This is a genomic window from Salegentibacter sp. (assembly GCF_036568425.1).
Classification (GTDB): Bacteria; Bacteroidota; Bacteroidia; order Flavobacteriales; family Flavobacteriaceae; genus Salegentibacter.
This window is the reverse complement of sequence record NZ_DATCSO010000118.1, coordinates 1-13,944: the sequence shown is the minus strand read 5'-3', so window position 1 is coordinate 13,944 and position 13,944 is coordinate 1. Positions and strand designations below refer to the sequence as shown.

Annotated in this window: 12 protein-coding genes and 2 tRNA genes; 5 read left to right on the top strand and 9 right to left on the bottom strand. The window is 36.9% G+C overall.

Going from position 1 to position 13,944, the window contains the following annotated elements; translation table 11 throughout:
• Positions 1-1,378: 1,378 nt before the first annotated feature.
• Together VIM94_RS11815 and VIM94_RS11810 are read left to right on the top strand one after the other, a co-directional pair.
• Positions 1,379-1,771 carry a hypothetical protein gene (locus VIM94_RS11815; protein ID WP_332039502.1) on the top strand — a complete coding sequence of 131 codons (393 nt, stop codon included), beginning with the start codon at positions 1,379-1,381 and terminating at the stop codon, positions 1,769-1,771.
• Between the two features lie 2 nt (positions 1,772-1,773).
• Positions 1,774-4,176 carry a S8 family serine peptidase gene (locus VIM94_RS11810; RefSeq protein WP_332039501.1) on the top strand — a complete coding sequence of 801 codons (2,403 nt, stop codon included), beginning with the start codon at positions 1,774-1,776 and terminating at the stop codon, positions 4,174-4,176.
• A gap of 180 nt (positions 4,177-4,356) precedes the next feature.
• Here VIM94_RS11810 and VIM94_RS11805 read toward each other — a convergent pair whose 3' ends face one another.
• The 3 genes from VIM94_RS11805 to VIM94_RS11795 all read right to left on the bottom strand — a co-directional run bounded on the left by VIM94_RS11805 (position 4,357) and on the right by VIM94_RS11795 (position 6,178).
• Entirely contained in the window at positions 4,357-5,574 is a 1,218-nt protein-coding gene (locus VIM94_RS11805; protein WP_332039500.1) for a site-specific integrase, read from the bottom strand.
• A 215-nt stretch (positions 5,575-5,789) separates the two neighbouring features.
• Positions 5,790-5,864 (bottom strand) — tRNA-Pro (locus VIM94_RS11800).
• A 231-nt stretch (positions 5,865-6,095) separates the two neighbouring features.
• Positions 6,096-6,178 (bottom strand) — tRNA-Ser (locus tag VIM94_RS11795).
• 331 nt (positions 6,179-6,509) lie between these two features.
• Here VIM94_RS11795 and VIM94_RS11790 point away from each other — a divergent pair.
• The 3 genes from VIM94_RS11790 to VIM94_RS11780 all read left to right on the top strand — a co-directional run bounded on the left by VIM94_RS11790 (position 6,510) and on the right by VIM94_RS11780 (position 8,654).
• The gene (locus VIM94_RS11790) at positions 6,510-6,959 is read left to right on the top strand and encodes a hypothetical protein (RefSeq protein ID WP_332039499.1); all 450 of its coding nucleotides are present in this window, start codon (positions 6,510-6,512) and stop codon (positions 6,957-6,959) included.
• Positions 6,960-7,059: 100 nt separating this feature from the next.
• Positions 7,060-7,425: a hydroxymyristoyl-ACP dehydratase gene (locus tag VIM94_RS11785; protein ID WP_332039498.1), complete on the top strand. Its 366-nt coding sequence runs from the start codon at positions 7,060-7,062 to the stop codon at positions 7,423-7,425.
• 26 nt (positions 7,426-7,451) lie between these two features.
• Entirely contained in the window at positions 7,452-8,654 is a 1,203-nt protein-coding gene (locus VIM94_RS11780) for a DUF2062 domain-containing protein (RefSeq protein ID WP_332039497.1), read from the top strand.
• Between the two features lie 17 nt (positions 8,655-8,671).
• Here VIM94_RS11780 and VIM94_RS11775 read toward each other — a convergent pair whose 3' ends face one another.
• The 6 genes from VIM94_RS11775 to tsaD are packed head-to-tail and all read right to left on the bottom strand — an operon-like array spanning position 8,672 to position 13,913.
• On the bottom strand, positions 8,672-9,853 hold the full coding sequence (locus VIM94_RS11775; RefSeq protein WP_332039496.1) for a class I SAM-dependent methyltransferase: 1,182 nt from the start codon (positions 9,851-9,853) through the stop codon (positions 8,672-8,674).
• Between the two features lie 10 nt (positions 9,854-9,863).
• Positions 9,864-10,904: an AI-2E family transporter gene (locus tag VIM94_RS11770; protein WP_414707181.1), complete on the bottom strand. Its 1,041-nt coding sequence runs from the start codon at positions 10,902-10,904 to the stop codon at positions 9,864-9,866.
• Positions 10,905-10,964: 60 nt separating this feature from the next.
• Complete coding sequence (locus tag VIM94_RS11765; RefSeq protein ID WP_332039494.1) at positions 10,965-11,483, bottom strand: TrmH family RNA methyltransferase; 519 nt, start codon at positions 11,481-11,483, stop codon at positions 10,965-10,967.
• Positions 11,483-12,127 (bottom strand): DUF4159 domain-containing protein, encoded by a 645-nt coding sequence (locus VIM94_RS11760; RefSeq protein ID WP_332039493.1) that lies wholly within the window; start codon positions 12,125-12,127, stop codon positions 11,483-11,485. Before VIM94_RS11760 ends, VIM94_RS11765 begins: the two co-directional genes overlap by 1 nt.
• A 49-nt stretch (positions 12,128-12,176) precedes the next feature.
• Positions 12,177-12,887, bottom strand: coding sequence for a 16S rRNA (uracil(1498)-N(3))-methyltransferase (locus tag VIM94_RS11755; RefSeq protein WP_332039492.1), 711 nt, complete (start codon positions 12,885-12,887; stop codon positions 12,177-12,179).
• A 3-nt stretch (positions 12,888-12,890) separates the two neighbouring features.
• Positions 12,891-13,913 (bottom strand): tRNA (adenosine(37)-N6)-threonylcarbamoyltransferase complex transferase subunit TsaD, encoded by a 1,023-nt coding sequence (gene tsaD, locus VIM94_RS11750; RefSeq protein ID WP_332039526.1) that lies wholly within the window; start codon positions 13,911-13,913, stop codon positions 12,891-12,893.
• Positions 13,914-13,944: the final 31 nt, after the last annotated feature.

The following is a 13,944-nucleotide window of genomic DNA, read 5'->3' as shown; positions in this document are numbered from 1 at the left end:
GGTCTTTTTTGTTGCTCCTGTGGCTGGAAAGCAAGCTTTCGCCCTGGAATAAAAAAGGATTACCTCCCACTGGTCGGTGATCCTGAGTGGGGGAAGTAACAAAGAAAAGCCCGCAGGCTAGCGCCTTCCTGGCCTTTTTTGTTGCTCCTGTGGCTTGAAAGCAAGCTTTCGCCCTGGAGCAACAAAAAAGCCCCACACTTCCGTGCAGGGCTTTTCTTTGTCGGGGTGGCAGGATAATTTATTCAAGAACAAACGCCCTATCCACAGTACTTTCACTGAAAATCAATTTGATGTTTCACCGAATGATTCACCAAACTTCATAAAACAAAGAGCTTTCATATTATTTGATCGTCTTTGTGCTATAAAGATATAATTTTCTTTAAAATAGACTTTCCTAAAAACTAATTTTCCATTTTCCTGCTACTTTTTTTAGTAGATGCAAATGGACAAGATTTAGAAGTTAGCCGGACTGCATAAGCCGGGCTTCATACTTTGCCCTTTTATAAGTCCTTTCCTAATTCTAAATCTTGAAAGGAACAGCATCAAAAAAAGGTAGTAGCGAAGGCTCTGGAAGAAGTAAATTGATTTAATAATTAGGTAGAACTTATTTTTAGAAAAATTTGAGGTTTATCAAAAAAGGAAAGTGCTCAGGATAAAAAAAGTAAATTGTATGGAGCACCGTGAGGTTATTTTTTCAATTAGTATTCCGTTTTTATTTTGGTTAAAAATGAAATTAGGAATAGCAAGAGGGTAACACGCTGCGCGATGTTACATATTCCTAATTAAATGATTTTAAAGTATTTATAGTGTTCAAGTTTGTGCTATTTTATTAAATTTGCGACAAATACATTGGTAAGCTTAGTTAATGTGTTGATTTTTGCGACAAATTTTATTAAAAACATTTTTTAGAGATAAATCTCCAGCTATATTTAAGGCTACTGGCTGTTAGTCAAAAGTTACATACATAGTTATTGATTTGCACTAAAAAGGAACAAAGCAAGATGTGTCATTGTCATGACAATCTTGCTTTGCGCCCGGAGGTTGCAAAGAAATATCTTCAAAATATAGTCCAGTGCTCCAATCATACTTCCTTCAGATTTAAAGTTTTATAAATTATAAATATCCATTTTTCTTGACGAAACCATTTAAACATTAGACGTAAGAAAGTGATTATAAAAAAAACGTCATTCCTATTAATATTTTTAATAACTTTAACTTATTGAGATCCAATACCCTACTTCACATCTCAAATAAAATTAGTAATTAATTCAGATAATTTTTTTTAATAAAAGAATGGTAATAAGAATACTAATCTATTTATTATAAGAAATAATCGTTAATAGAGTAAATTCAAATATCAAATATCAAATATTATAATATGAAAAAACCTATGTATTTCTACCTATTATCCATAATACTGATAAGTTGTAACAAAAGTGATTCAGTTGAAGACCGGAATTTAAGTGATAAAATTTCAGGTGAATGGATAGAAATTTCCCCGTGTGAAGGGTGTAATACTCTTACCTTTTCCAATAAGGATACTATTTATTTAAAAAAACAATCAGACCCCAAAATTTATAAAATGTTTTATCAGCTTAAATCGACAGATATTATAGAAGTAACCAGACTTTGGGAAATAGAAGATAGTAAAAAAACATCGAGCCACAAAATAGAAAATTCCTCTGATAATGTTTTATTTCTTGAACAATTTATGCCCGTTGATTATGGCACTACAGGTTTCGATGATATAACTCTAACCAAATCAAATTAAATATGAGAAAAATTTTACTTACTATCTCCTTTACTATTATTAGTTTCACCATGTTCTCACAAAATTATTATTGGTACAATGGTGAAAAAATATTTCTGGAAAAGGTAGAAAACAAAAAATTTATTGTTTTTAATTCATTTGAAAATCCTTTAGCCTTAACAAATGCATTAAATATTCAAAACCTTGCTGTTAAAAAGTTTGATAATCTTAAGGTTGAAACAGGCTTAAGACTTACAAAACCTCTTAAAAATACAAAAAGTAAATGGGCGGTTATTGAGGTGTCCAAATCTATAACACTAGAAAACAATGAAAATATACTATATCATGCGCCATTCTTTCTAACACCTGAAAAAATTGAAGCCGGTCTTTCAAATCTTTTCTATGTGAAACTTAAAAAAACAGAAGATTTCGATGTACTTCAAAAGCAGGCCTTAAAAAATAATGTTGAGATAATAGGGAATAATAATTTTATGCCTTTATGGTATACACTTTCATGTTCAAAAAAATCCAAGGGCAATTCATTGCAAATGGCAAACTATTTTTATGAGATAGGAATGTTTGAAGCTTCTCAACCAGATTTAATGACTGATGATAGTCCCCTTTGCGTTAATGATACACATTTTAATAACCAGTGGAATTTAAATAATACAGGTCAAAATGGAGGTACTAATGGGATTGACATTAATTTTTGTGACGCTAGACTGATTACTTCGGGAGATCCGAATGTAATAGTGGCGGTATTAGATACCGGTGTGGAAATGAACCATCCTGATTTAACTAATATGCATCCTCTAAGTTTTGATACCGAATCTGGAACATCTCCAAGTCAAGTATTGGGAAATCATGGTACAGCTTGCGCGGGTATTATAGGGGCAAATTCTAACAATGGTGATGGTGTTTCAGGAATTGCACCTGATAGTCCAATAATGTCTATTAGCAATAGTTTGGCAGCCACACCGAATAGTCGTCAGCGAAGAGCTGACGGTATCAATTTTGCGGTTAATAATGGAGCTTCAGTTATTAGCAACTCTTGGGGATCGGCTATTCAATATCAAATTATTGATGACGCTATAGATAATGCATTGACAAATGGTCGAAATGGTCTTGGATGTGTTGTAGTATTTGCATCAGGAAATGATAATGGGGCAGTTAATTATCCTGCTAATTCAAATGATGATATTTTAGTTGTTGGAGCTATGAGTCAATGTGGAGAAAGAAAAAATCCAAGTTCTTGTGATGGAGAAAGTTGGTGGGGTGGTAATTTTGGAACTCAATTAGACATAGCAGCGCCTGGTGTATTAATCCCTACTACTGATCGACAGGGAGCGAATGGTTATAATACTAATTCTGGGCTAGCAGGTGACTATACTCAAAATTTTAATGGAACATCTTCGGCATGTCCCCATGTGGCTGGAGTAGCTGCGCTTGTACTATCTGTAAACCCAAATTTAACTTCACAGGAGGTTAATAATATTATTGAAAGTACCGCTCAAAAAGTAGGTGGATATAATTTTTCGACTACGGCAAATCGATCAAATGGTACTTGGAATAATGAGATGGGATATGGTTTGATCAATGCTTTGGCTGCTGTTCAAGCAGCTCAAGTAGTCACAATTTCCGGTCAGGAATTGGTTTGTAGTTCCTCCAACTCTGTTTTTACTTTACAAAATACTCCAAATAATGTAAACTGGTCAACTAGTAGTAATCTGGAAATAATAAGTTCTACCACTTCAACAATCACAGTTAAAGCCAAATACGCAAACAGTCGTGGTGACGGTTTTATAACTGCAAACTACAATAATGGTGCGCAAACGACGAAGCAAGTTTATGTGGGTAAACCTTATGCTAACTTGCCACAAGCACCTATTGTCTGTACAAATCAATTCTCAATGGAGCCTTATGCGTTACCAGCTTCAAAAGGAGCTGAGTCTTATAGGATTGTATCATCGTCTCCTAATCTAACTATTGACGGAATGAGCGAAATGACTTACCAAGATGCTCCTGTATTATTTAACTTTTTGTCTACGAGTGCAGGGAACTATTTGGTTGAACTCTTTACAACTAACGCTTGTGGAATAAGCCGGGCAGCTATGTATGTTACTTCTGAAAGGTGTGGTGGTCCCGGAGGATTCAGTATTTCTCCTAATCCTGCTTCTACCGAAGTAATGATTAAATCTAATACTGAAAAATCAAATACTACAAATCAAATACAAAGTTTAGTTTTTACACAAACTAATAAACTCGCGAAGTTATTTGATTTTAATGGAGCTTTTGTAAAAGAAGTTGAACTCAATCTTACCGGTACAACCAAACTGGATGTATCGAATTTAAAAGAAGGTATGTATTTTCTGAAAATTCAGGCAAGGGAAGAAGAGGAAACCTATAAGATCATTGTTAGGCATTAAATTATTCTGAAACATAAGAAGGGATTCTATTTTATTAGTAAATCAGAATCCCTTTTTTTTATGGATAATCTCAATAAATCTTTTGTTCTAATCTTCGTCCTTAAGCCTCTCTTTTTTTCATTGGGGTCATTGGGAGTAATCAAGATTGTATCCAAATACAAACATCTTGTAATACTTTAATTATCGGCTAAGTTTTTCTTTCAACTGCATCATATCCTCACTTAATTTATTTTCTAAAACCCGTGCATAAATCTGAGTAGTAGATAATTTGGTATGCCCTAAAAGTTTAGAGACCGTTTCTATAGGTACCCCGTTGGATAAGGTAACAGTGGTCGCAAAAGTGTGCCTGGCAGAATGAAAAGTAATTGTCTTTTTTATTTTCAATTGCTGCATAACCTCCTTTAAATATTTATTGACCTTTTGATTAGAACAAACAGGAAATAAATATTCTTCTGAAGTAACTTGGTCCTTGTATTTATCCATTAAGATTTGTGCTTGGGGAAGCAATGGCACTTTTACGGTTTCATCTGTTTTTTCCCGTTTGGTATAGATCCAGTTACCGCCATCCATTCCCTTTACAATCTGATGAATAGTTAATTCTTTAATATCAATATAAGATAGACCGGTATAGCAGGCAAAAACAAATATATCCTTTACTCTCTGCAAGCTACTTCTGGTAAATTCGGTAGTCTCTACTATTTGAAGTTCCCGCTTACTTAGGTATTGACGTTCATTCTTTTCAAACCGGAATTTAAAATTGTCAAAAGGATTTTTAACTAACCATTCTAGTTTAATTGCCAGGTTGAGCATCTTTTTAAAACGTTCCAAGTGTTTCATCGTGCCATTATTGCCACAAGTCTTCCTGGAAACCTTTGCAGAATAATTGCGTAGGAACTGTTCAAAGTCAGTTACTAACCGGTAATTGATCTGTTTGAGGCTAATATCATTGCAGCTCATTTTCTTCTTTAAAAACTCTTTTAAATAAGTTTCGGTCGTATAATAATTTTTCAGCGTTCCGGGCTTCAACACATTTTTCATATGAGAATTATGATAATCCATCAGTTCCAATAAGGTTTTCTGGTGATCATCACTCCCGTAGAAACGAGCTTTGATACCTTGGGCGGAGATTACTTTATTCTCTGAGGATAGTTGTTTGTGGCAGTCAAGCAACTTATTGTAGGCCTGGTCTAAATACTGATTCAGAATTCGTGATTTTGGAGCGGTTCCCCTGGCGCGTCCTTTTGAAGCGTCCCATTGATTCACCGAAATTGATCTTTTTAGACTGATTTCGGAGCGTCTTCCATTGACAGTAATTCGGGCGTAAATAAATAATTTCTTCGTCTCATCATGATGTTTACGGACAAAGAATAATACGGAAAAGGTAGTGTAATTAGGCATTTCAAGCGTCTTTAATGAAACAATCAGTTTGCAAAGACGAAAGTCAAATCAACTAAAATGCCTTATGAAGTTAAGCAATTATTTGTAATAAATGATTCACCGAATGATTCACCAGACTTATGCTTTTAAATGATATTATTTGATATCCCTAAAAACAAAAAACACTGAAAATCAATAGATTAACAGTGTTTTGGTTCCACTTAGTAGGTGGTTCGTCGGGGTGGCAGGATTCGAACCTGCGGCCTCCTGCTCCCAAAGCAGGCGCGATAACCGGGCTACGCTACACCCCGAGTATTTTTTAATCGCGCTCGGCGCGATATGGAGGCGGAGCCTGTCCTGAACAAATCTCCATAGGAACCTGTAGAAGGGCTACACCCAGAAAAACAACGCAAGTTATTTTTCAATTAATTCTTAGCCTTTTCCGTTCCAAAATACACTGAAGCAGTCGGGAAGCGGAGGAAATCTATCCCTGTCTTTTCTATCGAAAAGGAGAATAAATAATCCACAGACTAAAAATCTTGCGGAGAGACCGGGATTCGAACCCGGGCATCCAAAAAGGATGACAGCTTAGCAGGCTGCTGCATTACCACTCTGCCACCTCTCCAATAATTATGAACGTCGCAAATATTTTGCGGTTGCAAATGTAACTTTTACTTATGTAGCTTCCAAACTTTTTAGTGCTAAAACATGCAATAAAAATACAGCATTTTATTAATCACTTTTGCATCAGAATTTTAAGCATAAAAATATTTTACTTTTATAAGTTTCCACCAATATTTATTATCAATAAATTTTTCCTTTATTTTTATAATAGAGGAATTTTTTAAACGGATAGCAGGATCTAACCCGGCAAACCCAACCAAAAGCTTATCTTTATTTTTCTGAAATAATATGCTTGTTATTTCTAGCCTTTATTATTCAGCAAAAAAATGTGTATGGAACAAAGTTTACTCAAAGAACCAATTTTCGAAGTTGAACGTATTCTGGAATTAATTCCGCAAAAATCGCCATTTGTTATGGTAGACCGTCTGCTAGAATATACCGAGGCTAGCGGGAAGACTGGTTTTGCCATCCCCAGGGATAACATACTGGTAGAAGATGGTATATTCTCTGAACCCGGCCTAATAGAACATATGGCCCAGAGTATGTCCTTGTGGCGCGGCTATCAGGGATTTTTAGCCGGATTGGATAAACCAAAGACAGGCTTTATAGGTTCGATCAAATCGGTGGAGATCTTTGAATTACCAGTGGCCGGAAGCACTCTTACTACCTATGTGGAAATCCTCCAGGAATTTAAGAACGTTACTTCAGTAGGAGCAAGAACAGAGGATGAGAGAGGAAAATTACTCGCTACTTCTGAAATGAAAACCGTCACGGTAGACTAATTGAATTTTTAGAATTTAAGTGATGCGACAAAATTTATTAGCCCCGGGGCATTTTAAACCTATTTTTCCATATTTTAGTACGAATAACCAAAAAGAACAGATGCTTTTAAAAGACTTTTATTCGGTAGTATCTTCAAGCCAAGAAGAAGGAAAATATATTACCCACATAAAAATTAATAAGGACCACCAAATATATGAGGGTCATTTTCCAAACCGGCCTGTCACCCCCGGAGTTATCTTAATGCAGTTGTTCAAAGAGGATGCTGAGCGTCGATTGGCGAATTCGTTGCAGTTAAAAAATGCACATAATGTAAAATTCATGGCGATAGTTGATCCCAAGATCCATAATGAATTGTTCCTGGAGTATCATTTTGAAGATAATAACCAGGAGATCAGGCTTAAGGGAATAGCTAAAACAGATGAGGGTATTTCCTTAAAAATCAATGCTATATACAAATTAATTTAGTTACTTTCGCCGAAAATATAATTGACTTGAGTAGTACACCCATATACCAATCCCGATTTGAGGAATTTAATTGCTGTATTATTATTCCAACTTACAACAATGAAAAAACGCTGGCGAGTGTCCTACAGGACCTTTTGCTATATACCTCCAATCTGGTTGTGGTTAATGATGGCTCTACTGATTCCACCCCACAGATTCTTCAGGAGTTTTCTACTATAAACATTCATCACTTTAAACAAAATCAAGGCAAAGGGGAAGCTTTAAAACAAGGCTTCAATATTGCCGAAGAACTTGGTTATGAATATGCAGTGACTATAGATTCTGATGGGCAACACTATCCCGACGATCTGGATGTTTTTCTAAAGGAACTGGAAAATAAGAAACCCGGCACCGAATTACTTTTGGTAGGAGACAGAAATATGACCCAGGATGGAATTCCGGGTAAAAGCACTCTGGGGAATAAATTTTCTAATTTTTGGTTTTTAGTTGTTACCGGAATCAATTTAACAGATACTCAAAGCGGCTACCGCTTATATCCGCTCAAAACAGTAAATAAAACCCGGCTGTACACCAAAAAGTTTGAACTGGAGATCGAGATTATTGTGAAGGCGGCATGGCGCAAGGTTAAGGTTAAAAATATTCCTATAAAAGTGTTTTACGAAGAGGAAAACAGGGTAACCCATTTCAGGCCATTTTGGGATATTACAAGAATTACATTGCTTTATATCTGGTTTATTTTGGTAAGCTTCTTCTATATTCATCCAAGGGATACCTATAATGATTTCAGAAGAAAGGGTTTTAAGCGTTTTTGGAAAGAAAATATCATCAAGAATGACGAGCCGGCATATAAAAAGGCTGCAGCCATAGCCCTTGGAGTATTTGTTGGAATTTCGCCTCTCTGGGGATTTCACACCTTATTGGTATTCACCCTTGCCGCAGTTTTCAAGCTTAATAAAGTGGTAGCTTTCCTGTTTTCTAACATCAGTATTCCACCGCTAATTCCTATAATAGTTTACGCAAGTTACCAGGTGGGATCCTTTTTTACAGGAAGAGGTTTTAGATGGGAATTGCGGCCTGAAGATTTCGACTCAGCTACAGATTTGATCCAGGGGTTTTGGCAATATATAGTTGGAAGTTTTGCCTTGGCAGGAATGATTGCACTAAGTCTCTGGGCAATATTCTATTTTATGTTCTCCTTTACCAAACAGCAACAGGTGATTAAGCCTTAGTGGTCATTAATCAGGGTTCAATTTAGGATCTTTCGACAATCAATGACTAGCTTTTTATTCTCTTGGTTAGTGGTGAAAAAAAGATATCGCTCCCCACCGTCTTTGATCCTCAAAAGTTTGCGTAAATCCGCAACGCTTTCAGGAAAATTTCGGGTAGTAATATTTGCCTTACTTCCCTTAAACTCCTTCTTGAGTATAGTTGGCTTAAAATACTTTATATCAATAATTTCAAATATTCTTCCAGGAAATTCTTTAAGTTTTTCCGAAGTAAATAAATGTGAATTTTTATGCAGCTTGGAGGTTCCGGTTTTTTCTGCTAAAAGTTCAAAAAGACGGCTTTTCATTATCGCGGCATTAGGCTCATAAAGGTATTTTTTAGGGAAGCTGAATTTTAGCTCAGGTTTGTCTTCCATACTTCCTGAAAATTTTTCAACCTGACTTTTATTAAAATTGATAGTTTTAATTTGAGGTGACCCTGAGAAATCCTTAATCATAAACCAAAGAAGCTCCTTCACTTCATTGGTTACCGCTACGATATGAATCGCCGAGACGTGTTTTAATTCTGTTAAACCTGCTGTAATATCCAGAAGCGGGGAGGTTTTAATAAGTATTCTATCGGTTTTACGGAATAAAAGATCAAGATAAGTCGGAATATCCGGAAGGCAATCGGCAAGTTTAAAAACCTTTCCGCCGTGGTCATCCCGCCTGGCAGGATCAGCATAGATCACATCAAAATTGTTATTGCTGGCTTCAAGCGTTTTTATACCATCTCCTGGAATAACCTGTATGTTATCTTTTTTAAGTTGCTTAAAATTATGTCTTGCAATTTCGGCAAGCTCTCCATTTAATTCGCAATAGATAACTTCTTTAAAACTTTCAGCAAAAAAATGATCATCGATACCAAAACCACCGCTAAGGTCTATAAGTTGCTTGCCCTGAATTAATGATGCCTTATATTTTGCTGTTATTTCTGAAGATGTTTGTTCCAGGTTTAATTTTGGAGGATAATAAATATTTGGGGTCTCAAACCAGGTAGGAAGCTTATTTTGAGCGGTCTTTAGGCCTGAGATTTGCATAGCTATTTCAGCTGATGAAACTTCGGGAAACGGGCTACCTTTCAGCACAAGTCCTGTAAGGTCGCTTTTCAGATTTTCCCTGATAAATTTTTGGATTTCGGGTTTTAAAAGCGCTTTATTCAAAGCATATGGTTTAAAGATCGCGGGTAAGTCTTTTCACAATTTTATATTCGCTAAGCGATTCCTTGGCGATAACTTTCAGGGCAGTGTAAACAGGGACGGCCACTACCATACCGGCAATTCCGAAAAGCAACCCGGAAATAAGTATGATAAGGAATATCTCCAAAGGATGCGAACGTACACTCGCACCAAAGATCATGGGCTGAGAGATAAAATTATCTATCACTTGGCAAATTCCATAACCCAACATTACATACCCCAATCTTGGCAAAATAACGGTAGTGAAATCGGCTCCCAGGAAACTAGAGATCACAAATAAGCCCATTAATATACCGGCGAAAATCGGCCCGAGATAGGGGATAAGGTTTAAAAATGCGCAAATAAAGGCTATAGCCACAGGGTTGTTGATCTCAAAAACGGTGAGTAAAATGGTGTATAAAATAAATAACACTGTTATCTGTAAAAAAAGACCTACGAAGTAGCGAGAAAGTAAGATCTTGATCTTATTAAAAACTCTTTGAAACTTCTTTTCTTCTCCACGGTTAGCAAAAACCAGGATTGAATTCAACATTAATTTACTGTCTTTTAAAAGGAAGAAAGAAATGAATATCACCGAGAAAATTGCTATCAGGGCTGCGCCTAAAATTCCGAAGACATTGTTTAAAAATCGAGGAATACCGCCTATATCAAAATCCCGAAAGAATTCGCTTTGTCGTAAACCTTCAATTATATTTATTTCTTCTACACCCAGGTAATCATTGATCTCCTGATTTAGCTCATTAAGGTCGCTTCGAAAGGCTTCAATATCAATTTGTCCCAAATGCTGACTTTGTTCAATTACAATGGGAACGAAAATAAATACAAGTCCCACGATCATAGAAAGGGCTATCAACAAAACCAGGATAACCGCCAATTTATTAGGTATTAAAAGCCGATGCTTTAAAAACAGCACCACAGGCCGCCCAATCAGGGAAATTACTCCCGCAACTGCTATATAAATAAGTACAGACTGGATTTCATACAAGAGATAAAGTAGTAGGATAATACCTACCATTATACCGGCTGCACGTAAAATTCCTAATGTAATTGCTTTTGAATTCACAGGGTAAATATATTATTTCTTGTTGAAAGCGAGGATTGTTTTTGTTATTTCATATAAGGCAATTCCCGCCGCCTGTGCCACATTCATACTACTATTTTTGCCATACATATTGATATGCAGTCTTTTATCTGTGATTTTTAATAATTTTTCTGTAATTCCTGAAACTTCATTACCAAGAATAATACACAACGGCTTTTCCGGCTCATATTCGAAATTATGAATTGGGTGGCTGTCTGAGGTTATCTCGAGAGCATAAAGCAAATATCCCTGTGATCTTAAAATATCAGCGGCCAGGAAACAATCTTCGGTAATTTCAAAAAGCACTCTTTGGTGGGTGCTTCTTGCAGTTTTCTTCAAACGGTTGCTTTTGAGGTTTGGAGGAGTACCGGTAAATATTATTTTTTCCACATTAAAAGCATCTGCCAGCCTGAAGATACTGCCAATATTGGCCTCGCCGGTGATATTATCCAGTAAAAGAACAATGGGAAAACTTCTTTCCTCAAATTTATTTTGTTCGTGAATGAGCTGCATCAATTTTCGAAAACATATTTAAGGATATTAGCACCCATTTTTAAGGCTTTAAGACGAACTTCTTCAGGGTCATTATGCACCTCTGGACTTTCCCATCCATCGCCAAGATCGCTTTCTACCGTAAACAAAAGTATCAGACGTTTTTCTTCAAAAATCCCCAGGGCTTGTGGCGGTTTATTGTCGTGTTCGTGAATTTTTGGCAAACCACCTGGAAATTTAAACACCTGATTAAAAACAGGGTGCTCGGCACTTAGTTCCTGTAGTTCCCTATCTGGAAACACTTTTTTTAAAGCCTCCAGCAGATAAGGCTCCATTCCGTAATTATCATCAATATGAAGAAAACCACCGCTTAAGAGATAATTTCTTAAGTTTTCGGCATCTCCATCGCTAAAATAAACATTCCCATGACCGGTCATGTGAATAAAGGGATATTGAAAGATAGCTGTACTTCCCGGGCTTACGGTTTCCGGTTTAAGATCAACGGAAGTATTAGCATTTTCATTGCTGAATTTAATAAGATTTGGTAGGGCAGTAGGGTTAGCGTACCAATCGCCTCCGCCATCATATTTAAGCAGTGCGATTTTCTGAGGATATACCGCAGAAACACTTAAAATAATCATTAAAATACCAAACCAAATCTTCATAGTAAATCCTGGATTTTAGTAAAAATAGAAAATAATTTTTTGGAATGAGCTATTCCTGGTTTGCAAGAGCAACCGTATGGCAGGCTACAATAGCAGCAGTTTCAGTTCTCAACCTGCTATTGCCGAGACTCACCGGCTGCCAGTCATTTTTTAGCGCCAGCTCAATCTCTTCGGAAGAGAAGTCGCCCTCAGGTCCGATAAGAATTGTGACCTCTGCTGAAGCTTTGATCTTATCCTTCAGTTGAAATCTTGGCATTCCTTCTTCGCAATGCGCGATAAACTTTTGTCCTGAGATCTCCTTTTCAAGAAAATCTTTCAGGTTTTGGGCTTCATTCAACCTGGGTAAAGTAAAGTGAAGGGATTGCTTCATAGCGCTTTGTAAAACTCTTTCAAAGCGGTTGAGCTTTACATGTTTTCTTTCACTGTGGTCGCAAATAACCGGAGTTACCTCGTGCATACCAATTTCAGTAGCTTTCTCCAAAAACCACTCGTAGCGATCGTTCATCTTAGTAGGTGCTACGGCCAGGTGAAGATGCCAATCATCTGGTTTTTCTTTTTCTGAAGCGATTATCTCTGCTTTACAACGGTTGGGGTTAGCATCGGTTATTCTTACTGAAAAAAGGTAGCCTCGACCGTTTGTGACCTCCAGAACATCTCCGGTATTTTTTCTTAATACCTTGATGATGTGTTTACTTTCGTCCCGGGGGAATTCAATGTTTTTTTGATTTTCGTCGATTTCAGGATTATAGAAGAGTTGCATGGCTTAAAATTTATACCGTGCCTGGGCGGTTATAGAAAAATCGGCGAAGTCTTTTTCCAGATATTTATAATGTCCTGCAATGGCGATCATCGCAGCATTATCTGTTGTATATTCAAATTTTGGAATATGGCATTTCCACCCGTGCTGCTTTTCAGCTTCCATTAAAGCATTACGAATCCCACTGTTAGCTGACACTCCTCCGGCGATGGCAATGCGTTTTATTCCCGTTTGTTTGACGGCCTTTTTTAGTTTATCCATTAAAATTCCAATTATGGAATATTGAATGGAGGCGCAAATATCCTCCAGGTTTTCCTTAATAAAATCAGGATTATTTTTGGTTTCCCGCTGAATGAAATAGAGCACCGCGGTTTTAAATCCGCTAAAGCTGAAATTGAGATCCGCCACTTTAGGTTTGGGAAATTTGAAAGCTTTGGGATTTCCCGTTTGTGCGTATTTATCGATAAGAGGCCCGCCAGGGTAGGGTAAACCCAGGATTTTTGCACTTTTATCAAAGGCTTCCCCTACTGCATCATCTGTGGTTTCTCCAATAACTTCCATTTGAAAATAATCGGAGACTTTGACGATTTGAGTATGCCCTCCGCTTATTGTTAAGGCAATGAAAGGAAACTCCGGTTTTTCGAAAGCATCTTCCTCAATAAAATGTGCTAAAATGTGGGCTTGCATGTGGTTTACCTCAATAAGAGGAATCCCAAGACCCATTGATAAGGATTTAGCAAAAGAAGTCCCTACAAGCAAAGATCCCATCAGTCCGGGGCCGCGTGTAAAAGCGATTGCATTTATATCTTTTTTAACGATATTTGCCTGAGTTATGGCCTGGTGGATCACCGGCACAATATTTTGCTGATGCGCCCTGGAGGCGAGTTCGGGAACAACACCGCCATACTGCTTGTGGACTTCCTGTGTGGCCACAACATTAGATAAAATTTTACCGTTATGAAGTATGGCCGCAGCCGTGTCGTCGCAGGAAGATTCGATCCCTAAAATGTAAATATTTTGTGAAGCCATTAAGAAATACGGGGCATAGAAATTGTTAATA

Excerpts from the sequence above, each read along its gene's own strand:
- VIM94_RS11785 (WP_332039498.1), top strand. The coding sequence starts at position 7,060 with ATGCTTTTAAAAGACTTTTATTCGGTAGTATCTTCAAGCCAAGAAGAA.
- VIM94_RS11755 (WP_332039492.1), bottom strand. The coding sequence starts at position 12,887 with ATGCAACTCTTCTATAATCCTGAAATCGACGAAAATCAAAAAAACATT.
- VIM94_RS11815 (WP_332039502.1), top strand. The coding sequence starts at position 1,379 with ATGAAAAAACCTATGTATTTCTACCTATTATCCATAATACTGATAAGT.
- VIM94_RS11765 (WP_332039494.1), bottom strand. The coding sequence starts at position 11,483 with ATGCAGCTCATTCACGAACAAAATAAATTTGAGGAAAGAAGTTTTCCC.
- VIM94_RS11810 (WP_332039501.1), top strand. The coding sequence starts at position 1,774 with ATGAGAAAAATTTTACTTACTATCTCCTTTACTATTATTAGTTTCACC.
- VIM94_RS11790 (WP_332039499.1), top strand. The coding sequence starts at position 6,510 with ATGGAACAAAGTTTACTCAAAGAACCAATTTTCGAAGTTGAACGTATT.
- tsaD (WP_332039526.1), bottom strand. The coding sequence starts at position 13,913 with ATGGCTTCACAAAATATTTACATTTTAGGGATCGAATCTTCCTGCGAC.
- VIM94_RS11805 (WP_332039500.1), bottom strand. The coding sequence starts at position 5,574 with ATGCCTAATTACACTACCTTTTCCGTATTATTCTTTGTCCGTAAACAT.
- VIM94_RS11760 (WP_332039493.1), bottom strand. The coding sequence starts at position 12,127 with ATGAAGATTTGGTTTGGTATTTTAATGATTATTTTAAGTGTTTCTGCG.
- VIM94_RS11770 (WP_414707181.1), bottom strand. The coding sequence starts at position 10,904 with ATGGTAGGTATTATCCTACTACTTTATCTCTTGTATGAAATCCAGTCT.